Source organism: Streptomyces sp. NPDC059787, assembly GCF_042732315.1.
GTDB classification, from domain to species: Bacteria; Actinomycetota; Actinomycetes; order Streptomycetales; family Streptomycetaceae; genus Streptomyces; species Streptomyces atrovirens.
Genome location: NZ_JBHWHX010000058.1, coordinates 1 through 23534, shown reverse-complemented (window position 1 = coordinate 23534; position 23534 = coordinate 1). Strand labels below are relative to the sequence as shown.

Genomic DNA, 23534 nt, shown 5'->3' with positions numbered 1-23534 from the left:
GACACGGCCCCGCGCACCCCCGAGTCCGGATTCAGCTGCCCAGCGCCCTCCGCAGCCGGTCGGGGTCGGTCGTCGGGGTGTCGCAGGTGAAGTTGCGGCAGACGTAGGCGGCCGGTTCGCCCTGGACCAGTGGGCGGTCGGCGAGCAGCGGGAACTCGTCGCTCTCCGGGGTTCCGACGGCGACCACCGCGCCGGGCGCGGAGCCCAGGAGCGCCGTGCGGTGCAGGGCGGTCGTGGCCGGGTCGTCGAGCGCCGGACCGACCACCGCGACCTCCCGGGGCCCGTCCTGTACGGCCTCGGCGACCGCGAGCCCCCACCCGATGAACCGCGGGACCCGCGGGCCGAGCGCCTTCACCACGCCCAGCGCCCGTTCGGCGGCGGTGCGATGGGGCTCGGAACCGGTGTGCGCGGCATAGCCGAGCAGGGCGCCCGCGGCGGCGGTCCAGCCGGACGGGGCGGCGTTGTCGGTCGGGTCCTGCGGACGCCGGATGAGGCGCTCCGCGTCGGACGCCGTGTCGTACAGGGCGCCCGAGCCGGGGTCGGTGAAGCGGGCCAGGACATGGTCGAGGAGCAGTCCGGCGAACTCCAGCCAGACGCCCTCGCCGGTCACCGACGCCAGCGCCAGGAAGCCCTCCGCGACATCGGCGTAGTCCTCCAGCACCCCCGCGTTGGCCCCGGCGCGGCCGTCCTTGCTGGTACGGGCGATCCGGGCCTGGTCGTCCAGGTGCAGCCGGACCAGCAGGTCACCGGCGGCGACGGCGGCCTCGACGAGGTCCGGCCGGTCGAAGTAGGCGCCGGTCTCGGCGAGCGCGGCGATCGCGAGGCCGTTCCAGGCGGCGACCACCTTGTCGTCCCGGCCGGGCGCGGGCCGGGCGGAGCGCGCCGCGAGCAGCCGCTCCCTGATGCCGTCGATCCGCCCGGCGTCGAACACCTCTTCCTGCTGCGGGAGCTGAAGCACCGAGGCACCCTCCTCGAAGGTGCCCTCCACGGTCACGCCGAAGTACCGCGCGGCGAGTTCCGCGTCCTCGTCCCCGAGGACCTCGCGCAGCTGCGCGGGCGTCCAGACGTAGTACGCGCCCTCGACGTGGCGGCCCGTCCCGCCCTTCTGACGCCCCCCTTCGGGCGACACCGCCTCTTCGCTGTCGGCGTCCAGCGCGGACGCGAACCCGCCCTCGGGGGTGCGCAGTTCGCGGACCATGAAGTCGGCGGTCTCCAGCGCGACCCGGCGGGCGAGTTCGGAGCCGGTGGCCCGCCACAGGTGGGCGTAGACCCGGCACAGCAGGGCGTTGTCGTAGAGCATCTTCTCGAAGTGCGGCACGATCCAGTCGCGGTCGACGGAGTACCGGGCGAAGCCGCCGCCGAGCTGGTCGTAGATCCCGCCGCGCGCCATGCGCTCGCAGGTGTCCGCCGCCATCTGCAGCGCGCCCTCGGCGCCGGTGCGGGCGTGGTGGCGCAGCAGGAACTCCAGCACCATGGACGGCGGGAACTTCGGCGCCCCGCCGAACCCGCCGCGCTGCGGGTCGTACTCCCTGGTCAGCCCGAGCAGCGCCTGGGCGAGCTCCTGCTCGCCGGGCACCTGGTCGTCGCCGTACGGCATCTCCCGGCCGGCCAGGTCCCGGGTGATCTTCCCCGCCACCTCGTCGACCTCGCCGCGCCGCTCGTCCCACGCCTGGTGGACGCCCTGGAGCACCTGCCGGAAGGAGGGCATGCCGTGCCGGGGGGCGGGCGGGAAGTACGTACCGAAGTAGAACGGCTCGGCGTCCGGGGTGAGGAACACGGTCATGGGCCAGCCGCCCTGCCCGGTCGCCGCCTGCACCGCCTCCATGTAGACGGCGTCGACGTCCGGGCGCTCCTCGCGGTCCACCTTGACGCTGACGAAGTGCGCGTTCATGTCGTCGGCGGTGGCCCGGTCCTCGAAGGACTCGTGCGCCATCACATGGCACCAGTGGCAGCTCGAGTAGCCGACGCTCAGCAACACCGGCACCTGCCGCCGCCGCGCCTCCTCGAACGCCTCCTGGGACCACGGCCACCAGTCGACCGGGTTGTCGGCGTGCTGCAGCAGGTACGGGGACGTCTCATGGGCCAGTCGGTTCGGCATGGTGTCCATCCTGCCGCAGTACCCGTCCCGGAGCCCGGCAGCACACAGCCGGGAGATCCGGCCCTCTCCACACGACGGCCCCCGCACGACACACTTGTGGCCAGGGAACGCGGCCGGGACCGGCCGACGCCACCGGAGGGGGACAGCAGATGCGGGACGGTCAGCGGGCGGACGCCGAGCGGCTGTTGGCGCGGGCCGTGGAGGAGGAGGTGCGCAGGTCGGGCGGGCGCACCGACGGCAAGGCGCTGCTCGCGCGGGCGCGCGGGGCACTGGACACGATGGCGCAGGCGGCGGCCGAGGAGTACGAGGCGTACACGCGCGCCCTGGACGAGGCGGAGGCCGGGCGGCTCACCTTCCGGCAGCGTTACGCCCGCGAGGGCGCCGGGACCCCGCTGCTGGTGGCCGGGGTGGCGGGGGTCGCGGCCGTGGTCGCCGACATGGCGCTCGGGACGGGCACCGGGACGGCGCTGGGCGCGGGTGTGACCGTCGGGGTCGTCGGCGCGGCGGCGACGGTGGTGAAGGTGGCCGGCACGCATGTGCCCGCCGCGCACCACCGGGCCGGCGCGGTGAGCCAGCCGGGCGGGCCGCAGCAACTGCGGCTGCAGTGGCTGACGGCACTGGAGGTACGGGGGATCCGCCCGTTCCTGGACCAGCAGCGGGTGCTGGCCGCGTCCACCGGGCCGAAGAAGGCGGGGCCCCGGCTGCGCGGCACGGACAAGAGCGCGGCGGCCCGCGGGCGGAGCGTGCTGGGGCAGTCGTTCGGGCAGCTCCCGGAGCCGTCGGGCCCGTTCGCGGGACGGCGGCAGGAGATGGCGCGCATCCGGCAGTGGGCGCAGGCGGCCCGCGCGACCACGGAGACCCGGCCGACGGTGGTCGTGCTGCACGGGGCGCCCGGCAGCGGCCGTACGACGCTCGCGGTGCGCGCCGCGCACGACCTGAAGGACCACTTCCGCGGCGCCTGCGTCGTCGACCTGCGCGGCGACAGCCCCGGCGAGCCCCCGCTGTCCACCCGGGACGCGCTGCTGCATCTGCTGAACCGGCTCGGAGCACCCCGCGAGCAGCTGCTGTTCCGTGAGCGGTCCTCCCCCGACCAGCAGGTCAAACGGCTGAGCGAGCTGTACCACCAGCACCTGACCGGGATGCCGGTGACGATCGTCCTGGACGACGCCTCCGATCCGCAGCAGGTGCGCACGCTGATACCGGAGCGGTCCGACAGCCTCGTCCTGGTCACCTCCCGCGCGCCGCTCGGGCTGCCGGACGATCTGCCGGCCCGGGTCCACCAGCTGCCGGTGGAGCCGCTGGACGCGGCCGGTGCGGAGGAACTGCTCGCGGCCGCCGCGCAGGATTCCTCGGGTCCCTACGACGCCGATTCCACCGAGCGGGTGCGGGAGCTGTGCGGGGGCCTGCCGCTGGCGCTGTGTATCGCCGGGGCGGCCCTGGGCCCCCGCTCCCCCCTCGCGCTCGCCACCGACCTGGGCGCCTATGGGCCCGTCGAGCCGGTCGAGCGGGCACTGTGGCTGCGCTACACCGACCAGCCGGAGACCCCGCGGCGGCTGCTGCGGCGGCTCGCCCTGGCCGGCCGGGCCTCCCTGGGTGCCGCCGCGGCGGCGGCCCTCCTCGCCACCGACGAGGCCGAGGCCACCCGGCACCTGGTCGCGCTGCACCGCGCCGGTCTGATCGACCGCGTACGGCACAGCCGCTACCGGCTGCACGACCTCGTCCGCGCCTTCGCCCTGGCCCGGCTCCTCGACGAGGAGGAACCGGCCGAGCGCGCGGCCGCGCAGGAACGGCTGATCGTGAACTACGCCGAGCTGGCCGACTCGGTGCTGCGGCTGGTCGACGGCAACATGTCGACCCGCTCGGACCGCTTCAGCCCGTACGGCTTCACCTCGCTGGACGAGGCGCTGCGCTGGCTCGACGACGAGTCCAGCTTCATCACGGCGGCGCTGCGGCACGCGGAGGGCGTGGACCGGGCGGCGGTGCTGAACCTGCTCGGCGCGCTGTGCGACTACTGCCTGCTGCGCGGCGACCTGTACCGGCTGGGTGAGATCAACGAGCTGGCGCAGGCCGTGGACGAGGGGCTGCTGGTGCGCTCCGTGCAGTGGCGCACCGGTATCGCGGCACGGCAGCTGGGCGAGCTGGACAAGGCGCGGACCACGCTGACGTCGGTGGTGGACCTGTACCGGGAGGCGCAGCACGACGCGGGCGCGGCACGGGCGCTGACCTCGCTCGGCATCACGCTGCACCACCAGGGCAACCTGACGGAGGCGTCGGCGAAGCTGCGGGAGGCGCTGGAGCTGCAGGCCGCGCCCGAGCTGGCCACCGACCGCGCCTGGACGATGCACGCGCTGGCGGCGGTGGAGCGGGACCGGGCCCGGCTGTCCGAGGCGCTGGACCTGCTCACCGAGTCGCTGGTGCTGCACCGCGCGGGCGAGTCCGTGCACGGGCAGGCGTGGGCGCACTTCCAGCTCGGCCAGCTGAACCTGCGGACGGACGACGTGCCGCGCGCCGAGGCCGAGCTGCGTACGGCCCTGGAGCTGTACGGCCGCACCCGCGACGCCCGCGGTGAGGCGTGGGCGCTGACCGAGCTGGCGCGGGCCCGGCTGGTCGACGGGGACGCCTCACCGGCGGTGGAGGACCTGCGCCGGGCCGCCGCCCGGCACCGGGACAACGAGGACGCGCGCGGTGAGGCGTGGACGCTGTACTACCTGGGCCAGGCACTGGAGGAGACCGGTGACCTGGACCGGGCGGTGCGCGAGCTGGAACGCGCCCGCACGATGTTCTCCCGGATGCGGGACGTGTACGGCCTGGCCTGCGCCCGGCACCACTCGGCGCGGGTGACCCGGGACCAGCGGGCGGCCCGGACGGGGTCGCTGCGGAACTCCGGGTTCGCCCGGCAGCTCCTGGTGGACGCGCGCGCCGACTTCCAGCGCATCGGGGTCGCGCACGGGGAGGCGTGGACCTGCCTGGAGCTGGCGGTCGTCGACGCGGGCAACGCGCGCACGCAGCAGGCGCTGGCGCTGTGCGACGAGGCGGTGTCCCTGTTCGTGTCCTACGGCGACCGGCGCGGCGAGGACTGGGCGCGCTTCCTGCGCTGCACGCTGCTGCCGTACGCGGCACCGGGCGGCACGGAGGTCGGTACGGCGGTGGCCCAGGAGGAACTGTCCCAGCTGGGCCGGTCCGGCCACGCCACCCGTGACGGCAAGCTGACCGACTGCGTGGAGGCGTACCAGCTCCTCCTGGAGCGGGGCGTCACCCTGGAGGCGGGCTGGCAGGCCTGGCACCTGGGCATGGTCCCCAGCCGCCACGCCCGGGAGGTGATGGGGGTACCGGTGGGCGAGAAGGCATAGGGCACGCCGGTCACCGGCCGGTGGGGGCGAGAAAACACAGGGTGTGCTGGTCACCGGCCGGTGATTGTGGGCAGCCGCTGCGACGAGGCCGAGGTCGCGCCCATCCGTGCCGCCCCAGCGGTACGACTGCCCGCGGGAGCGGCGGCCGGGCTCAGCCCCGCTTCTCCGCGGCCGTCGCCTCGGCCTTCTCGGTCCCCGAGGCCTCGGACTCGACGAAGTCGACGCGGCCCATATGACGGTTCATGGACTTCATCAGGGCCCACACCGCCAGAGCCATCACCGCGAACACGATGAACCCGAGAACACCAGGGGTCACCTTGTCCTCGTCGAGTTCCTTGGCCAGAGGCACCAGGTGGGTCATTGCCAGGCTTGCGCTTGCGCTCATGTCAGGCATTGTCCCGGATGCCCGCGAAGAGGTCGTCCTCGGGGAGGGAGGTATCGACGAGAGACTTCGCCAGCTCGTACTCCTCCGTCGGCCAGACCTCCCGCTGGAGATCCATCGGCACCCGGAACCAGCCCCCGTCGGGGTCGATCTGCGTCGCGTGCGCGATCAGCGCCTTGTCACGGATCTCGAAGAAGTCGGCGCACGGCACGTGCGTGGTGAGCGTGCGCTCCTTGCGCTCGAACTCGCTCCAGCGCTTCAGCCAGTCCCCGTACGGCGACTCCAGGCCGCGGTCCAGCATCGCCTGGTGCAGCGCCTCGGTGCGGGGACGGTTGAACCCCTGGTTGTAGTACACCTTCAGCGGCTGGTACGCCGGTCCGTACTCGCCCTCCGGGTACTTCTCGACGTCCGTCGCGCCCTCGAACGCCACCATCGTGATCTTGTGGGTCATGATGTGGTCGGGGTGCGGGTAGCCGCCGTTCTCGTCATAGGTGGTGATCACCTGGGGACGGAAGGAACGGATCTTCCGCACCAGCTCACCGGCCGCCTTGTCGACGTCCTCCAGGGCGAAGCAGCCCTCCGGCAGCGGCGGCAGCGGGTCGCCCTCGGGCAGCCCGGAGTCGACGAACCCGAGCCACTCCTGCTTCACCCCCAGGATCTCCCGGGCCTCGTCCATCTCCTTCTTGCGCACCTCGTGGATGTGCTCCTCGATGTACGCGTCGCCCTGCAGCTTCGGGTTGAGGATGGAGCCGCGCTCCCCGCCCGTGCAGGTCACCACCAGCACGTCCACCCCCTCGGACACGTACTTCGCCATGGTGGCCGCGCCCTTGCTCGACTCGTCGTCGGGGTGGGCGTGCACGGCCATCAGTCGCAGCTGGTCAGTCAAGACTCAATCCTCAAGTCGGTAGGCGCCCTCAGTGCGGCGGCGCAGTCGCAGGCTTCTATAGTGACCGAATCGGGGGACGAAAAATTCCGGATTTCACGCTCCGGGACCCGCCTGGGGACACCGGTCCCCTCCTGCCGAGGAGACGATCATGAGTACGTCGAGCACGCGGCTGCCCGAGGGCCGTTACGGCCGCTCCTCGGACCAGCGTGCCGACCGCACCCTCAAGGTCGTCGGCGCCGTGCTGTCGGTGCTGATGCTCGGACTGATCGGCTGGTTCGGCTACCACTACGTCGCCCAGAACCAGATCAGCGCCGAGGTGATCGGTTTCGACACCTCCGAGGACTCCGTGAAGGTGCACCTGGAGGTGCACAAGGACGCGGGCGTCGTCGGCTACTGCACGGTCCGCTCCCAGTCCGAGGACGGCGCCGAGGTGGGCCGCGCCGACTTCCGCTTCGACGAGGACGCCACGCGCGTCGACGAGGTCGTCACGCTCCGCACCACCTCCCGGGGCACCTCGGCCGAGCTCGTCGGCTGTCACACGGACTGACACCGCGGGGAATACCTGGCCACTGACCTGCGCTGACACGAGTCCGGTGGCTTATGTCCTCCCCCTGCGGGCACTCAATTGTTAGGCTCGTGGTTTCGCCCATCCCTGGAGGAACATCCTTCTGGGTAGGGCGATGCTTTGTATTCCCAGTACCTACGAGGAGCACCTGTGACCCAGACCAGCGAGAACGTCACCTGGCTGACCCAGGAGGCGTACAACAAGCTCAAGGACGAGCTTGCGTACCTTACTGGTCCCGCGCGCACGGAGATCGCCGCGAAGATCGCCGCCGCGCGCGAGGAGGGCGACCTGCGGGAGAACGGCGGGTACCACGCGGCCAAGGAGGAGCAGGGCAAGCAGGAGCTCCGTGTGCGCCAGCTCACCCAGCTCCTCGAGAACGCCAAGGTCGGCGAGGCCCCGGCGGCCGACGGCGCCGTGGCGCCCGGCATGGTCGTGACGATCGCCTTCGACGGTGACGAGGACGACACGCTGTCCTTCCTGCTCGCCTCCCGCGAGTACGCGAGCGCCGACATCGAGACCTACTCGCCGCAGTCCCCGCTCGGCTCGGGCGTCATCGGCCACAAGGTCGGCGAGGACGCGGAGTACGAGCTGCCGAACGGCAAGAAGGCCTCGGTGAAGATCCTGGAGGCGAAGCCGTACAACGGCTGACCCGCCCCCGCGAGTCCCCGACGGGCCCCCGGCACCCCTGCGGTGCCGGGGGCTTCGTCATGCCGCCGAGCGGTACTTGCGCACGGCGAGTGTCCGGAAGAACGCGATGATCAGGACCGACCAGATCAACGAGGCCCAGACGGGGTGCTGCATGGGCCACGCGTCGGGCGTCTGGAAGCCCGGGGGAAGGTTGCCGAACATCTCACGGCATGCCTGCACGGTGGCGCTGAACGGGTTCCACTCCGCGATGTGCCGGAGGAAGGACGGCATCTGGTTCGCGTCCACGAACGCGTTCGAGATGAACGTCAGCGGAAACAGCCAGATCAGGCCGCCCGAGGTCGCCGCTTCAGGAGTGCGCACGGACAGGCCGATGAGCGCGCCGATCCACGAGAACGCGTATCCGAGCAGCAGAAGCAGGCCGAATCCGACGAGCACCTTGCCGAAGTTCTCGTGCGTGCGCCAGCCGACGAGCACGGCGACCACCGCCAGCACGACGAGGGTGAGCGCCGTCTGTACCAGGTCGGCCATGGTGCGGCCGGTCAGCACCGCACCACGTGACATCGGCAGGGAGCGGAAGCGATCGATGAGGCCCTTGTGCATGTCGTCTGCGATGCCCGCCCCCGCGCCCGCCGTGGCGAACGTGACGGTCTGGGCGAAGATGCCGGCCATCAGGAACTCGCGGTATGCCTGGGTGGAGCTGGACGAGCCGACCTGGATCGAGCCGCCGAACACGTAGGTGAACAGCACCACGAACATGATGGGCTGGAACAGCCCGAAGATGAGCATCTCGGGAATCCGGGCCATGCGGATCAGATTCCTGCGGGCGACGACCAGGGAGTCCCGGATCGACCGGCCGATGGGGTTGCCGGGGGCCGTGACCCGGACGGTGTCGGTGACGGTGCTCATTTCGCGGTCTCCTTGGTGTCCTCGTCGTCCTCGGCCTCCGCGACATGGCCGGTGAGGGAGAGGAAGACGTCGTCGAGGGTGGGGCGGCGCAGGCCGATGTCGTCGATCTCGATGCCGTTGGTGTCGAGATCGCGGATGATCTCGGCGAGGAGCTTGGCGCCGCCGGAGACCGGTGTGGTGATCTTGCGCATGTGGTCCTCGACCGTGGTGTCGCCCTGGCCGGCGCCGCGCAGGCTGTACTTGTCGAGGAGGGCGGACGCCGACTCGATGTGCTCGCGCTCGTGCACCACGACCTCGACGCGTTCGCCGCCGGTGCGGGCCTTCAACTGGTCGGAGGTGCCCTGGGCGATGACCTTGCCGTGGTCGACGACCGCGATGTCGTGCGCGAGGTGGTCGGCCTCCTCCAGGTACTGGGTGGTGAGCAGCAGTGTCGTGCCGCCGGAGACGAGCTGTTTGATCACCTCCCAGAGCTGCTGGCGGTTGCGCGGGTCGAGGCCGGTCGTCGGCTCGTCCATGAACATCACGGGCGGCGAGACGACCAGGGCGGCGGCGAGGTCGAGGCGGCGGCGCATGCCTCCGGAGTAGGTCTTGGCGGTGCGGTCGGCGGCGTCCGCGAGGTGGAACTGCTCCAGCAGCTCGTCCGCGCGGGCCCTCGCCGCCTTCGCCTTCATCTGGTAGAGCTGTCCGACCATCTGCAGGTTCTCGCGGCCGGTCAGATACTCGTCGACGGCGGCGAACTGGCCGGACAGGCCGATGGAGCGGCGTACGGCGTCGGGCTGTTTCAGCACGTCGAGGCCGGCGACGACCGCCCTGCCGCTGTCGGGCCGCAGCAGGGTGGTCAGGCAGCGGACGGTGGTGGTCTTCCCCGCGCCGTTCGGCCCGAGCAGGCCCAGGACGGTGCCCTCGGGGACCTCCAGGTCGACGCCGTCCAGTGCCCTTACGTTCCCGAAGGTCTTCACCAGACCTTCGGCATAGATGGCGCCTGGCATATGAGTCTCCACGTCGTCGTGATTCTTCGGAAAGCCTAGGTTTGCGCGCTTCGGTGTGCTGAGGTTTTTCGTCGGGCGCGGGCGGCGGGACGGACGGGGGCCACCCGGCGGCGAGACACACACCATAACGCGATGTATCGCGTCTCACAATGGAATGACCCGAAGGAGTGACACCCCGTCGGGCGTCAGTCCATGACCGTGTAACCCGCCTCGCGCAGAGCCCTGTTGACCTCCGCGCAGTGCTCCGGGCCCTTGGTCTCCAGGTGCAGCTCGACCTCCGCCTCCGTGAGCCCGAGCCGTGGATCGGTCCGTACGTGGCTCACATCGAGGACGTTAGCGTCCGCCACCGACAACGCCCCCAGAAGCGAGGCGAGGGCGCCCGGCCGGTCCGTCAGCCGGAGCCGTACGGCCAGGTAGCGGCCCTGCGCGGCCATGCCGTGCCGCAGCACCCGTTCCATCAGCACCGGATCCACGTTGCCGCCGGACAGCACCGCGACGACCGGCCCCTCGAAGGCGCCGGGCCGGCTCAGCAGCGCCGCGACCGGGCTCGCCCCGGCCGGCTCGACGACCAGCTTGGCCCGCTCCAGACAGAGCAGCAGCGCGGCCGACAGCTCGTCCTCGGTGACCGTGCACACCTCGTCCACCAGCTCGCCGACGATCCCGAACGGCACGTCACCGGGCCGCCCCACCCTGATCCCGTCGGCCATCGTCACCGGGTTGCGCACCGACACCGGACGCCCGGCCGCCAGGGAGGGCGGATACGCCGCCGCGCCCGCCGCCTGCACGCCGACGATCCGCACATCGGGCCGCAGCTCCTTCACCGCGACCGCGATCCCGGCGGCCAGCCCGCCCCCGCCGACCCCGACGACGATCGTGCGCACCTCGGGGCACTGCTCCAGGATCTCCAGGCCCACCGTGCCCTGGCCCGCGATGATGTCCGGGTGGTCGAAGGGGTGGATGAACACGGCGCCCGTCTCGTGCGCGTACTCCATCGCCGCGGTCAGCGTCTCGTCGACCACCTGGCCCTGCAGGCGCACCTCGGCGCCGTACTCCCGGGTCGCGCTGATCTTCGGCAGCGGGGCGCCCTTCGGCATGAAGACCGTGGACCGCACCCCGAGCAGCGACGACGCCAGCGCGACACCCTGCGCGTGGTTGCCCGCGCTCGCCGCGACGACACCGGCGGCCCGCTCCTCGGGCAGCAGCCCGGCGATCCGGACGTACGCGCCGCGCAGCTTGAACGACCCCGTCCGCTGCAGGTTCTCGCACTTCAGGTGCACCGGTGCGCCCACCCGCCGGGACAGGTGCCTGCTGCCCTCCAGCGCGGTCGTCCGTGCCACGCCCGAGAGCATCTTCTGGGCGCCGCGCACATCGTCGAGAGTGACGGTCCGCAGGGAGTCGGCCGTGCTGTAGCTCATGACTCCAGCATCGCAGTTCACCGGTGGCGGCGACCGGTGTGACCAACCCGCGGACTCGGCTTTGCGCAGCGCCGGTACGGGCCGACGTCCGGCCGCGTACCCTGTCCCCCAATTAGCAGCCCTCCACGAAGTGAGTCCCCGGCCATGCCCACAACACCTGATATGTCGATGGACATGAGGACGGACCTGACGGCCGTCGGTGACACCGGTCTTCTCGACACGCTGCAGCACGAGGTGGCGCTGTTCGCCCGCCGTGCCGAACAGACGCGTCTGGGCGGGGTCGGCCAGGTGCGCAACTCGATGGACCGCGCCGCGTACCTGCTGCTCAACCGCCTCGACAAGGAAGGTCCCATGGGCGTCAAGGCGCTCGCCGCGAGCATGGGCATCGACTCCTCGACGGTCACCCGGCAGGTCGCCCCGCTCGTGGACACCGGCCTGGTCAAACGGACCTCGCACCCCGAGGACGGCCGCGCGGTCGTGCTCCAGCTCTCCCCGCGCGGACAGTCGCGCCTGGAGGAAGTGCGCTCCTCGCGGCGCCAGTTGATGGCCGAGCTGACGCAGGACTGGGACCCGGAGGAGCGCGAGGCGTTCTGCGCGCTCCTGACGCGCTTCAACGGAGCGTTGTCGGCTCGGATGTCCACCCCTGACCGGGCGGACTCCTGATCTCCGGGGGCAGCGCCCCCGGGGCCGGGACGGGAAGGGGCGGCGGGGGCGAAAAAACCGGAGCATCGCGCATGCACGTCTCTTGACCGCGGGACGCGTCCTGCCCTGATATGAGAACCGAGGGCTCTCAGGGGCGAGGGGAGGCACGGTTGCACCCACGGCACACCTCCCAGGACAACCTCCGCGCCCGCGAGTTCGAGGCGTACGTCGCAGGCGCCGGCACCCGTCTGCTGCACACCGCGACCCTGCTCACCGCCGAGCCGCCGGACGCCAACCCGCACGCCCGGCGCCTGCTGACCCTCGCACTGGCCCACACGTACGCGGCCTGGGACCGGCTGCACGGCGCGGACCCCTACGCCCACACCCGCCAGTACCTGGCGACCCGCTTCGCGAACGGCGCCTGGCACCGGCGCGGCGGGCTGCTCCGCCCCCGCGCCCGCCCTGAGGGCCCGCTGGCCCGGCTCTCCCCGCAGGAACGCCTGGTCCTGGTCCTGCGGCTGCACGAGGGGGTCGCCGAGGAACAGACGGCGGCCCTGCTCGGCCTGTCCGCGGAGCGCGTGCGGACCGTCTTCCACCGCGCGATGGCCGCCGTACTGCGCCCGCCCCCGGGACCGGCCCCGGCGGTGGGCGGCGTCAAGGCGGTGCCGTCGTGACCCGGATGAGGCGTGAGGCGACCGTACGGCGGATGCTGGAGCAGTCGCCGCCGCGCGTGCCGCCCGAGCTCCACGCGGACGCGGTCCGCCGCGGGGTCCGCGTCCTGCGCCGCAGGACGCTCGCCCGCCGCGCGATGTGGCTGCTGTCGCTGACGGTGACCGTGGCGTTCGTGGTGTGGGCGCTGACGGCCCGCCCGTGGGTGGAGCCGCCGTCGGAGACGACTCCACCGCTCACGGGCTGGTGACCGGGGTCTACCGGCCGAGCGCCTGCTGGAGGTCTTCGAGCAGGTCGTCGACGTTCTCGATGCCCACGGAGAGGCGCACCAGGTCGGCGGGGACCTCGAGCGCGGAACCGGCCGCGGACGCGTGCGTCATCCGTCCGGGGTGCTCGATCAGCGACTCGACGCCGCCCAGGGACTCGCCGAGCGTGAACACCTCGGCCCGGTTGCAGACCTCGACGGCCGCCTCCTCGCCGCCCTCCACGCGGAAGGAGACCATGCCGCCGAAGGCCCGCATCTGCTTGGCGGCGACCTCGTGACCGGGGTGGTCGGGCAGTCCCGGGTAGAGGACGCTCGTCACGCGCGCGTGGCGGGTGAGCATGTCGGCGACCTTCGTCGCGTTCTCGCTGTGCCGGTCCATGCGGACCGAGAGCGTCTTGGTTCCGCGCAGCACCAGCCAGGAGTCGAAGGGGCCGGCGACCGCGCCCATCGCGTTCTGGTGGTAGGCGAGCTCCTCGCCCAGTTCCGCGTCGCCGGTGATCAGGGCGCCGCCGACGACGTCGGAGTGGCCGCCCATGTACTTGGTCAGGGAGTGCACGACGACGTCCGCGCCGAGCGCGAGCGGCTGCTGGAGGTACGGCGTGGCGAAGGTGTTGTCGACGACGAGCCGGGCGCCCGCGTCCCGGGCGACCTGGGCCACGGCGGCGATGTCGGTGATGCCGAGCAGCGGGTTGGAGGGGGTCTCCACCCAGACGGCCTTGGTCTTCGGGGTGAGGGCGGCCCGTACGGCGGCCGGGTCGCTCGTGTCGGCCACCGACCACTCCACGCCCCAGCGGGCGACGACCTTGGCGAAGAGGCGGAACGTGCCGCCGTACGCGTCGTTCGGGATCACCACGTGGTCGCCGGGGCTGAGCAGCGTACGCAACAGGCAGTCCTCGGCCGCCAGTCCGGACGCGAACGCGAGGCCGCGGCGGCCGCCCTCCAGGGCGGCGAGGTTCTCCTCCAGCGCGGTCCTGGTCGGATTGGCGCTGCGGCTGTACTCGTAGCCGCCGCGCAGGCCGCCGACGCCGTCCTGCTTGTAGGTGGACACCTGGTAGATCGGCGGGACGACCGCGCCCGTCAGGGGGTCGGCGGTGTTGCCCGCGTGGATCGCGAGCGTCTCGAAGTGCTGACTGATGTGCCTGTCGCTCATGGGCACCGAGGGTAGTGCGCGTACGGCGCGGATGACGGACGCGGAGCGGGCGGGGCGGGGCGGCGTGGGCGGACGCCGGGGGTTTTCCACAGGGCCCGGTACCGGGTTGGCCAATTGTCGGCGTGGTCTGGTTCGCTTGTGACATGGAGATTCTCTGGGTCCTGATCGCGCTCGTCATGCTCGGCTTCGTGGTGCTGCCGTTCGTGAGGCGCGGGCGCGGGACGATCACGCAGGTCCCCGCCGGCCACCCGGACGCGGCGGACCCGGCGAACTACGGCTTCGCCCGCGAGGAGGAGCTGGACATCCGCATGCCCGGCCCCGACCAGGACCTGCTGGACGTCCTGGACCTGGTGCAGCGCACCCAGGACTACCGCGCGGCGCAGCAGCTGCTGGCCGGCACGGAGGCGGGGGGCGAGTCGCGCTGGCAGCGCGTCCAGGCGTTCGCGGGCGCGGCCTCGCTGGAGCTGCAGCAGCGGCCCGGCGGGGTGGGCGAGGCGCCGGGCGGGCAGTGGCTGCGGGTGTGGCGGACCGAGCTGCCCAAGGACGCGGGGGGAGCCGCGGTGCACGCCGAGTTCCTGGTGCAGCAGGCGTGGCGTACGGCGGCGCCCGGGACGGACGAGTTCCGGATCATCATGGAGGAGGCGAAGGCGGCGTGCGGCGAGGCCGCGCTGCTGGCTCCCGGTGACCCGGTCCCGTACATCGTGGAGCTGTCCGTGGCGCGTGGACTCGGTTACTCGCAGCAGGACTTCGAGCAGGTCTGGCTGAAGATCCTGGACCGCGCCCCGGCCCACATGGGGGCGCACCTGGCCGCGCTGCACTACTGGTGCGAGAAGTGGCACGGTTCGCGGCAGCAGGCGTACGCGTTCGCGGAGGCCGCGGCGGCGCGGGCGCCCCAGGGCTCCCTCCTCGCCGCCATGCCGCTCTTCGCGGTGTTCGAGCACCTGCCCGAGGTGAACCTGGTCGCCGGTTTCTACCGGAGCGAGACCGTCACCAAGGCGATGCACGGCGCGCTGCACGCGGTGCACTCGGCCCGCCCCGACGACCCGATGTCGGCGCACGTGCGGCACCTGCTGGTCTTCTTCCTGGTCCGTGGTGAGCGCTGGGCGGAGGCCATGAGCCAGCTCATACACATCGACGGCCACGTGGGCGCCCTCCCCTGGACCCTCTCCCCCGACCCGGCCGCCGAGTTCACCGTCTACCGCGCCCTGGCGGTGGCCGGCTACGAGGCGAACGGCGGCAGCCCGGCGACACTCCCGCACTGAACACACCGGTCAGGGCCCCCGCCGGGGCAGGGGCCCTGACCCGATTCCGCGCCCGCCGCGCTGCCGACGTTCACCCGGGCGCCGGACCGGGCGGCCGGCCGGTCCCGGCCATGTGGTCGGGGCCGAACGTCAGATCGTCGCCGTGTCGATCACGAAGCGGTAGCGGACGTCGCTGTTCAGGACGCGCTCGTACGCCTCGTTGATCTCGGCCGCGCCGATCAGTTCGATCTCCGCGCCGATGCCGTGCGCGGCGCAGAAGTCCAGCATCTCCTGGGTCTCGGCGATGCCGCCGATGCTCGACCCCGCGAGGGTCTTGCGCCCGCCGATCACCGAGAAGAGGTTGAGGGAGACGGGCTCCTCCGGGGCGCCCACGTTCACCAGCGCGCCGTCCGTCCGCAGCAGCGACAGGTAGGCGTCGAGGTCGAGCGGGGCGGAGACCGTGGAGACGATCAGGTCGAAGGTGCCCTTCAGGTCCGCGAAGGTGGCCGGGTCGGCGGTGGCGTAGTAGTGGTCGGCGCCCAGCCGCAGCCCGTCGTCCTTCTTGCGCAGGGACTGCGACAGCACCGTCACCTCGGCGCCGAGCGCGTGCGCGATCTTCACGGCCATGTGGCCGAGGCCGCCGAGTCCGACGATCGCGACCTTCTTGCCGGGGCCGGCGTTCCAGTGCCGCAGCGGGGAGTACGTGGTGATGCCGGCGCACAGCAGGGGGGCGGCCTCGTCCAGCGAGATTCCCTCGGGGATGCCGACGACGAAGTTCTCGTCGACGACGATCTTCTCCGAGTAGCCGCCGTAGGTCGGCTCGCCGTCCTTGCCGATGGCGTTGTAGGTCATCACATTGCCGCCGGTGCAGTACTGCTCCTTGCCGGCCGCGCAGTTCTCGCACTCTCGGCAGGAGTCGACCATGCAGCCGACGCCCACGCGGTCACCCACCTGGTACCGGGTGACGCCGGGGCCGACCTCGGACACCACGCCGGCGATCTCGTGGCCGGGGACCATCGGGAAGATCGCCTCACCCCAGCCCTCACGGGCCTGGTGGATGTCGGAGTGGCAGATGCCCGCGAACTTGATGTCGATCAGGACGTCGTGCTCGCCGACCGCGCGCCGCTCGACGGTCGTCCGCTCCAGCGGAGCCTTGGCGGCGGGTACGGCGTATGCGGCAACAGTGGTCATGCCGGGGGTTCTCCTCGTGAGGTCGTGCGCCCGGCCGCCTTCTGTCCGGCCGGGCACGGCCTCCAGCCTGCGCCGACGTCCCTGGCTTACCCAGACCACGGTTCTGCCTACGTTGGCTGTGCGTACCACTGACGGGGACAGGATGCTGTGCGTACGACCGGGAATACTGGAGACATGGACGAGCAGCACACCCACCCGGCCGGCCCCGCGAACGGCGGCCTCGACCCGCGAGCGGAACTCAGCGAGTTCCTGCGCACCCGGCGGGCCCGGCTGAAGCCGGAGGACGTGGGCCTGCCGGACTTCGGACGGCACCGCCGGGTGCCGGGCCTGCGCCGCGAGGAGCTGGCCCAGCTCGCCGGGGTGTCCGTGGCGTACTACACGCGCCTGGAGCAGGGCAACGGGCAGAACGTGTCGGCGGAGGTGCTGGAGTCGATCGCGCGCGCCCTGCGCCTCACCGACGCCGAGCGGTCCCACCTCACGCATCTGGCGAAGCCGAAGCGGCAGAAGCGGAAGCCGGCGGCCCGCACCCAGCAGGCCCGCCCCGCGCTGCGGCATCTGCTGGAGTCGATGGACGCGGTCCCGGCGTACGTCGTGGGCCGGCGCTCGGAGATCCTCGCCTGGAACCGGATGGCGGCGGCGGTCTTCGGGGACTGGGGGCGGCTTCCGGCGCAGGAGCGGAACTGGGCGCGGCTGGTGTTCCTGAACCCGGACTACCGGGAGCTGTTCGTGGAGTGGGAGCAGAAGGCGTACGACATGGTCGCCTACCTCCGCATGGACGCGGGTTACCACCCCGACGACCCGCAGCTGTCCTCGCTGGTGGGCGAGTTGTCCGTGAAGAGCGAGGAGTTCCGCAGGCTGTGGGCGGCGCACGACGTCAAGGAGAAGAGCCACGGCGTCAAGCGCGTCCGGCATCCGCTGGTCGGTGAGCTGACGCTGCTGTGGGAGTCGTTCCGTCCGGCCGGTGACGACACCGGGCAGTCGCTGGTCACGTACTTCGCGGAGCCGGATTCACCGTCGGCGGAGGCCCTGAAGCTGCTGTGCAGCTGGGGCACGGACGCCCGGCAAGCCGGGGCGGACGCCACGACTCCCTGAGACGGAGGCCCCCCGACCGCGGAACGGCCCGCCGGAAGCAGTGCTTCCGGCGGGCCGTCCGCTCACGGACTACTTGCCGTAGTACGCGTTGTAGATCGAGATCGTCGACGTGTTGCCCTTCTTGTCGGCGATCTTGGCCTGGAAGGAGACGGCCTTCCCCTTCGCCGGGTTCTTGAAGGTGATCTTCCCCTTCTTGACCGTGGTCTTCTTCCAGGTCTTGCCGTAGTCGTACGACACGTACACCGACAGGGACTTGAGGTTCTTGCCCTTGGCGGCGCCCTCGACGGTGACCGGGACCGTGACCTTCTTGCCGGCCGTCGCCTTGCTGTCCAGACCCGTGGCCGCCTGGAAGCGGGCCGTGGAGACGGGCAGCTGCTTGAGGTCGGCGGTCTTCTTGGAGCGGAAGGTCCAGCTCGCGTCGATCCGCGTGGAGGCGGCGGCGACCTTGGCGCTGCGCTTGACCGAGGTGGTCAGCTTGTAGGAGGCGTCCCCGGACGGGACCTTGAACTCCTTCTCGCCGAGCAGCGGGTCGTCGTTCGAGCCGACCTTCTTGCCGTTGCGGTAGAGACTCGTGGTGACCGAGGTGAACGCCGAGGAGCCGACGTGGCCCTTGCCGTCGGCGAACAGCGGGAGCAGCCCCGAGATGCTGTTGCCGTCACGGAAGACGCCGTAGTCGGAGGTGAGACGCGGTCCGAAGACGGCCGTGTTCACGGTCTCCTGGTACGTCTTGCCGCCCTTGTAGCCCTTCGCGGCGCCGATGAGGTACCCGGCCTCGGAGACGGGCCAGCCGTCCGCGTCGACACCGCCGATCTGCTCGAAGTCGAGGTCCCACTTCACCCCGGCCGCGGTGGACAGGTGCAGGGTGCGGGTGCCGGGCAGGTTCTGCTCGTCGCTGAACGAGGAGGCTCCGCTGCTGCCGGGCAGCCAGCCCGTGGGGTTGACGATGCCCTTCTTGCCGCTCGCCGCGGCGCCCATGCCGACCTTCACCGTGGCGAGTTCGCCGGCCTTGTAGTTCCGGGTGTAGCCGGTGGCGAGGTTCTTCACCTTGGCGCCGATGACGGTGCTGTACTGCTCCTTGGCGCCCTTGCTGAAGTGGGCGTCCCACTGCTGGCTCAGCGAGCCGTCGGTGATCTGCGGGCCGAGGTGGGCGGAGCGGAAGTTGTCGTACGAGTCCAGCCACCAGCCGAAGCCGTAGGAGGAGTCGTTCGTCTCGACGGTGTAGTCGGCGGAGGCGAACTCCGGCTTGGCCGCCTTGTCCGGCACGGTGATCTTCACCGGCTTGGCCTTGCGGGCGTCCAGGGTGATCGTCGTGTTCTTGGCGACGTTCAGCTTCGGCTGGGCGATCCAGTCGGCGCCCTGGTAGTTCTCCGGGTCGGAGCCGACCAGGATGCTGGTGTCCAGGACGTAACCGCCCTTGGGCACGCGGACGGTGACGGTGCCGTCTGCCTCGTAGGGCTGGTACCACCGGTCGGCGCCCAGGCCGGAGAGACCGGCGAGGTGGGCGACGTAGTTGGAGGCCGGCTTGCCCGCGCGGTCGAGGAACTTCAGCGTCACGTCGTACGACTCGACCTCGCGCTGCACCGCGGCGGCCGTGCGCACGGTCTGCCCGCCGCCGGTGGCGACCACGTACGCCGAGTACGCGCCGTCGGTCGTGCCGCCCAGCTTGGTGTCGACGGTCGCGTCCACGGAGGCCGTGCCGCCCGCGGGGACCGTGACCGTCGTGGCGCCCAGGGTGAAGAAGCCGGCCGGGGCCGCCTTGCCCTTGGGGTTCGTGGCGGTCGACGTCAGCTCGAGGGTGACGTCCTGGGTGCCGAGGTTGCGGTAGGTGAGTGCCTTGGTGACCGGCTTGTCGTCGGTGTGCGGCCACTGCTGGACGCCGAAGCTCAGCGACACCGGGTCGGCGATCACGGTCTGCTTGATGGCCTTGTCGACCTGGACGCGGCCCGAACCCTGCTCGAACGGCGTGTACTTGCCGCCCTTGGTGGAGCCGGTGAGCGCACCCTTCAGCTCCGCCGAGGTCCACTCGGGGTGCTGCTGCTTGAGGACCGCCGCCGCACCCGCGACGTGCGGGGTCGCCATCGACGTACCGGAGATGGTCATGTACCCGGCCGGCTTCTCGCCGACCTCCTCGGCGATGGCGTTGCCCTTCGCCGAGGCGGCCGTGATGTCCACGCCGGGAGCGGTGACGTCCGGCTTGATGGCGCCGTCGCCGACGCGCGGGCCGGTGGAGGAGAAGTCGGCGAGCGCGTCCTTGTCGTCGACGGCGCCGACGGTGAGGGCGGCGTCCGCGCTGCCGGGCGAACCGATCGACTGCGGGCCCTCGTTGCCGGCCGCGATGGCGAACAGTACGCCCTTCTCGGCGGACAGCTTGTTGACCGCGGCCTCCAGCGGGTCGACCTCGGCCGTGTCCGTGCCGCCCAGGCTCATGTTGACGACGTCGGCGCCCTGCGCGGCCGCCCACTCCATGCCGGCGAGGATGCCGGAGTCGTCGCCGAAGCCGGCGTCGTCGAGGACCTTGCCGTTGAGGATCTCGGCGCCGGGCGCGACGCCCTTGTACTTGCCCTTGGACTGGGCGCCCGTACCGGCCGCGATGGAGGCGACGTGGGTGCCGTGGCCGACCTTGTCGCCGGCGCCGTCCGCGGTGGTGAAGTTCTTGGACGCGGTCACCTGGCCCTTGAGGTCCGGGTGGGTGGCGTCGACACCGGTGTCGAGGACGGCGATCTTCACGCCCTTGCCGTCGTAGCCGGCCGCCCAGGCCTTCGGGGTGCCGATCTGCCCCACGGACGTGTCGAGGGAGGCCTCGCGGACCCCGTCGAGCCAGACGTGGGCGATGCCGGAGGCGGTGCGGTCGCCGTCGGTGACGGCGTCCCACAGCTCGGGCGTGTCCTCGTGCGGGGTCTGCACCGCGTCCGCGTTCAGGGACTTCAGGGTCCGGCGGACCGTGCCCGCGTCACGGACGTCGGCCTTGGCGGCCTGAGCGCCGCCCTTGTAGCCGACGATGACCTTCAGGCCCCGCTTCTGGGAGCCGCGGGTCGCGGCCTCGTTCAGCTCGGTGACGTCGAACAGCCGCTGGTCCAGCTTGCCGCTCGCGATCAGCCGGGCGGCGTCGGCCGGCAGCACGAGGGTGTGCCCGCCTGTGCGGCGGACCTGCACGGGTATGTGCTCCCGGCCCTCGGCCCGCTCCAGGCCGACCACGCGGCCCTTGGCGTCCACGGCGACCCGGTCACCGGTGATCAGCGTGATCCGGTGCTTGGCCTTCACCGCGGACGCCTCCGTCGAGGAGACGGCGGTCGTGCGCTCCCCGTTCGCCGACGCCGGGCCGGCCATGCCCGCCGCGAGCGCCACGGCGGTCGCCGTGGCGACCGTGGCCGCGCACGCCCTCTTCACTTGTCTGCGCAAGGTTCCCCCTAGCGGGATCGCCGGGCGAACTCGACGCCACCCGGCCGGGGGTGGTCTCGTACGCATGCGCGCACCCCCCGGATCTCGCAGTATGCCGAGGGGTGATCAAGCGCCTCAAGGGACGCCGGAAAGGGTGCGGAAGTCGCCGGGTGACTGTAACGCCACCGCCGGAACTCCGTTACACAACCGCGTGGTTGACACCTTCCCGGTCAGGCCTTCGTGTTCTCCTTCACGGTGATCCGCCCCTTGCGGATCGTCGCCAGGCGCGGGGCCGCCTTCGCGATGGCCGAGTCGTGGGTGACCATGACGAAGGTCAGCCCCAGCTCCTTCCACATGCGGATGAGTACGTCCATGATCTCGTCGCGCATCGACTCGTCGAGGTTTCCGGTGGGTTCGTCGGCGAGCAGCACCTTCGGCTCCTTCACCAGCGCCCGCGCGATGGCCACGCGCTGCTGCTGACCGCCTGACATCTCGCTGGGCAGATGGCCCAGCCGCTCGCCCAGACCGACCGACGCCAGCGCCTCGGCGGCCTTCTCCCGGCGCTCCTTGGCCTTCACGCCGAGCGGGACGAGCGCGGTCTCGACGTTCTCCTGCGCGGTGAGCGTGGGGATCAGGTTGAACGACTGGAAGACGAAGCCGATGTTCTCGCTGCGGACCCGGGTGAGCCGGGCCTCGGGCAGCTTGGCCAGGTCGGTGCCGTCGAGGACGATCTCGCCGGAGGTGGGCCGGTCGAGGCCGCCGAGCATCTGCAGCAGCGTGGACTTGCCGCCGCCGGTGGGGCCCTGGATGACGAGCCGGTCGCCGTCGGGGATGGTCAGGTCGACTCCGTCGAGGGCGTTGACGGTCTCCTTGCCGCGCGTGTAGCGCCGGGTGACGCCTCTGAGTTCGTACATGGGTCTGCTCCTGGGTCGCGTACGAGGGTGGGGGCCCGTCCGCTGCGGGCGGGCCCCCCTGGGCCGGTGCCGGGCGGGTGCTACTCGACGCGGCGGAGCGCGTCGGCCGGCCGCAGCCGGGAGGCACGCCAGCCGCCGAAGGCGCCGGCGACGAGGCCGCCGGCCACGGCGAGGCCGACCGCGAGGGCGAGGGTGGTGAGGCTGACCGGCGCGGTGAGCGCGACGTCGAGGGTCTTGGAGGCGGTCTGCCGGCCGGGGCCGCCCATACCGCCACCGGGTCCTCCCATGCCGCCACCGCCGCCGCTGCCGCTGCCGCTGCCGCTGCCGCCGAGCTGGGCCTGCAGGGTGGGGCTGACGGCGGTGACGGCGTACGCGCCCGCCAGGCCGAGCGCGATGCCGAGGACGCCGCCGATCAGGCCCTGGACCATGGACTCGCCGACCACCTGCCGGGTCACCCGGCCGGACTTCCAGCCCAGTGCCTTGAGGGTGCCGAACTCGCGCACCCGGCGGGAGACGGCGGAGGAGGTGAGCAGGCCGGCGACGAGGAACGCGGCCACGAGCACCACGATCGACAGCCACTTGCCGACGCCCGCGGCGAGCGAGGAGGCGGTGGACAGGGAGCCGGAGACGGTGTCCGCGAGGTCGGCGGAGGTCGTGACGGTCGTACCGGAAATGTTCTTCTGGATCCCGGACTTGACGCTGTCGATCTGCTGGGAGTCGGTCGCCTGGACGTAGATCGTGGTGACCTTGTCCTTGGCGTCGGCGAGGGTCTGCGCCTGCTTCAGCGGCAGGTAGAGGTTGGCCGCGGCGTCCCCGCTGGTGGCGGTGGCGATGCCGATGATCTTGTACTTGGTGCCCTTGACGGTGACGGTGTCACCGGTCTCGAGCTCCTTCTCCTTGGCGTAGGCGGAGTCGGCGACGGCGACCTTCGCATCGGTCTCGGTCGTCTTGAAGGTGCGTCCGTCGGTGATCTCGGAGGAGGTCAGCGGGCCGAGGGCGGGCTCGGTGACATCGGTGCCGTAGACGGAGTAGCTGTTGACGTCGAAGTTGGCGCCGCCGCCCTCGACCCGGCCCTCCGGGGAGGACTGGCCGCCACCGGGACCGCCGCCCTGACCGCCCTCGGCGCCCTGGCCGTCCTGCTGGAACTGACCCCGGGTGAACTCACCGCTCACCTTCATGACTTGGAGGCTCAGTCCGCCCACCGCGTCGGCGACACCGTCCTGCTCGCCGACCTTGGTCACGGTGGAGCTCGCCAGGGTCTGGAAGCCCTGCACCATGACGCGGTCGCTGCTCTGCTCCTCGCCGGAGTCGTCGTCCTGGGCGTCGAACTGGAACCGGGGGCGTTCGCCGGTGGTCCCGGACTGGGCCTCCGCGGCCTTGGTGACCGTCATGTCCGTGCCGAGCCCGTACAGGGACTCCAGGACCTTCTCCTGCGCCTTGCTCATGCCGGAGGACACGGAGTTGACCACGATGACCAGCGCGATGCCGAGCGCGAGCCCGGAGGCGACGACGAGGGCCGCCTTTCTGCGGCGGCGCAGCTCGCGCCTCAGGTAGGTGAAGAACATGGCGGCAAGCTAGGGACGGTTGGTGATGAAGCTATAAGCGCTCCATAAGAGCCCCATGAGAAGAAGACCGATGCCGCCGTCCGCTCCCCGTGCGGGGAGCGGGCGGCGGCATCGCGCATGGGGGGGGGGGGGGCGGCGCGGTGGCCGGCGGCTTGCGGGCGTGGTGGTGCGGCTGTACGCGGTTTGTG

Annotated in this window: 19 protein-coding genes; 8 read left to right on the top strand and 11 right to left on the bottom strand. The window is 71.8% G+C overall.

Going from position 1 to position 23534, the window contains the following annotated elements; all coding sequences use genetic code 11:
• Window positions 1-31: 31 nt before the first annotated feature.
• Window positions 32-2098: a thioredoxin domain-containing protein gene (locus ACFV5H_RS33515; protein WP_385198579.1), complete on the bottom strand. Its 2067-nt coding sequence runs from the start codon at window positions 2096-2098 to the stop codon at window positions 32-34.
• Window positions 2099-2247: 149 nt separating this feature from the next.
• Between ACFV5H_RS33515 and ACFV5H_RS33510 the strand changes: the two genes are divergently transcribed.
• Complete coding sequence (locus tag ACFV5H_RS33510; RefSeq protein ID WP_385198578.1) at window positions 2248-5448, top strand: tetratricopeptide repeat protein; 3201 nt, start codon at window positions 2248-2250, stop codon at window positions 5446-5448.
• A 151-nt stretch (window positions 5449-5599) separates the two neighbouring features.
• On the opposite strand, the gene ACFV5H_RS33505 is transcribed toward ACFV5H_RS33510, so the two are convergent.
• Complete coding sequence (locus ACFV5H_RS33505) at window positions 5600-5842, bottom strand: hypothetical protein (RefSeq protein WP_385198576.1); 243 nt, start codon at window positions 5840-5842, stop codon at window positions 5600-5602.
• Entirely contained in the window at window positions 5835-6716 is an 882-nt protein-coding gene (gene mca / locus ACFV5H_RS33500; RefSeq protein ID WP_385057498.1) for a mycothiol conjugate amidase Mca, read from the bottom strand. The genes ACFV5H_RS33505 and mca overlap by 8 nt, the downstream gene beginning before the upstream one ends.
• A 148-nt stretch (window positions 6717-6864) precedes the next feature.
• On the opposite strand from mca, the gene ACFV5H_RS33495 reads away from it, so the two are divergent.
• Both ACFV5H_RS33495 and greA read left to right on the top strand, forming a co-directional pair.
• A complete protein-coding gene (locus ACFV5H_RS33495; RefSeq protein ID WP_385198575.1) occupies window positions 6865-7263 on the top strand; it encodes a DUF4307 domain-containing protein in 399 nt (132 codons plus the stop codon).
• Between the two features lie 168 nt (window positions 7264-7431).
• On the top strand, window positions 7432-7929 hold the full coding sequence (gene greA / locus ACFV5H_RS33490; RefSeq protein WP_085572197.1) for a transcription elongation factor GreA: 498 nt from the start codon (window positions 7432-7434) through the stop codon (window positions 7927-7929).
• 57 nt (window positions 7930-7986) lie between these two features.
• Here the strand turns inward: greA and ACFV5H_RS33485 are convergent, their stop codons facing one another.
• The 3 genes from ACFV5H_RS33485 to ilvA form a co-directional block, all read right to left on the bottom strand.
• Window positions 7987-8835 carry an ABC transporter permease gene (locus ACFV5H_RS33485; RefSeq protein ID WP_385198573.1) on the bottom strand — a complete coding sequence of 283 codons (849 nt, stop codon included), beginning with the start codon at window positions 8833-8835 and terminating at the stop codon, window positions 7987-7989.
• Window positions 8832-9824: an ATP-binding cassette domain-containing protein gene (locus tag ACFV5H_RS33480; protein ID WP_385057504.1), complete on the bottom strand. Its 993-nt coding sequence runs from the start codon at window positions 9822-9824 to the stop codon at window positions 8832-8834. The genes ACFV5H_RS33485 and ACFV5H_RS33480 overlap by 4 nt, the downstream gene beginning before the upstream one ends.
• Before the next feature lie 185 nt (window positions 9825-10009).
• A complete protein-coding gene (gene ilvA / locus ACFV5H_RS33475; RefSeq protein WP_385198571.1) occupies window positions 10010-11239 on the bottom strand; it encodes a threonine ammonia-lyase in 1230 nt (409 codons plus the stop codon).
• A 168-nt stretch (window positions 11240-11407) separates the two neighbouring features.
• On the opposite strand from ilvA, the gene ACFV5H_RS33470 reads away from it, so the two are divergent.
• From ACFV5H_RS33470 to ACFV5H_RS33460, 3 genes are all read left to right on the top strand, one after another.
• Window positions 11408-11902, top strand: coding sequence for a MarR family winged helix-turn-helix transcriptional regulator (locus ACFV5H_RS33470; RefSeq protein ID WP_385057508.1), 495 nt, complete (start codon window positions 11408-11410; stop codon window positions 11900-11902).
• Between the two features lie 149 nt (window positions 11903-12051).
• A complete protein-coding gene (locus tag ACFV5H_RS33465) occupies window positions 12052-12555 on the top strand; it encodes a sigma factor-like helix-turn-helix DNA-binding protein (protein ID WP_385198569.1) in 504 nt (167 codons plus the stop codon).
• A complete protein-coding gene (locus ACFV5H_RS33460) occupies window positions 12552-12800 on the top strand; it encodes a hypothetical protein (RefSeq protein ID WP_385198568.1) in 249 nt (82 codons plus the stop codon). Before ACFV5H_RS33465 ends, ACFV5H_RS33460 begins: the two co-directional genes overlap by 4 nt.
• Window positions 12801-12807: 7 nt before the next feature.
• Here the strand turns inward: ACFV5H_RS33460 and ACFV5H_RS33455 are convergent, their stop codons facing one another.
• Window positions 12808-13965, bottom strand: coding sequence for a cystathionine gamma-synthase (locus ACFV5H_RS33455; RefSeq protein ID WP_385059267.1), 1158 nt, complete (start codon window positions 13963-13965; stop codon window positions 12808-12810).
• Window positions 13966-14108: 143 nt separating this feature from the next.
• Here ACFV5H_RS33455 and ACFV5H_RS33450 point away from each other — a divergent pair, with 143 nt between their 5' ends.
• Window positions 14109-15227, top strand: a complete 1119-nt coding sequence (locus tag ACFV5H_RS33450) for a hypothetical protein (protein ID WP_385059264.1) — start codon at window positions 14109-14111, stop codon at window positions 15225-15227.
• Between the two features lie 129 nt (window positions 15228-15356).
• On the opposite strand, the gene ACFV5H_RS33445 is transcribed toward ACFV5H_RS33450, so the two are convergent.
• The gene (locus ACFV5H_RS33445; protein ID WP_385059261.1) at window positions 15357-16397 is read right to left on the bottom strand and encodes an NAD(P)-dependent alcohol dehydrogenase; all 1041 of its coding nucleotides are present in this window, start codon (window positions 16395-16397) and stop codon (window positions 15357-15359) included.
• 174 nt (window positions 16398-16571) lie between these two features.
• On the opposite strand from ACFV5H_RS33445, the gene ACFV5H_RS33440 reads away from it, so the two are divergent.
• Window positions 16572-17489: a helix-turn-helix transcriptional regulator gene (locus tag ACFV5H_RS33440; protein WP_385059258.1), complete on the top strand. Its 918-nt coding sequence runs from the start codon at window positions 16572-16574 to the stop codon at window positions 17487-17489.
• Window positions 17490-17558: 69 nt separating this feature from the next.
• Here the strand turns inward: ACFV5H_RS33440 and ACFV5H_RS33435 are convergent, their stop codons facing one another.
• From ACFV5H_RS33435 to ACFV5H_RS33425, 3 genes are all read right to left on the bottom strand, one after another.
• Entirely contained in the window at window positions 17559-20888 is a 3330-nt protein-coding gene (locus ACFV5H_RS33435) for a S8 family serine peptidase (RefSeq protein ID WP_385198566.1), read from the bottom strand.
• Window positions 20889-21097: 209 nt separating this feature from the next.
• Window positions 21098-21781 carry an ABC transporter ATP-binding protein gene (locus ACFV5H_RS33430; protein WP_385059253.1) on the bottom strand — a complete coding sequence of 228 codons (684 nt, stop codon included), beginning with the start codon at window positions 21779-21781 and terminating at the stop codon, window positions 21098-21100.
• A gap of 80 nt (window positions 21782-21861) precedes the next feature.
• Window positions 21862-23346 carry an ABC transporter permease gene (locus ACFV5H_RS33425; RefSeq protein WP_385198565.1) on the bottom strand — a complete coding sequence of 495 codons (1485 nt, stop codon included), beginning with the start codon at window positions 23344-23346 and terminating at the stop codon, window positions 21862-21864.
• Window positions 23347-23534: the final 188 nt, after the last annotated feature.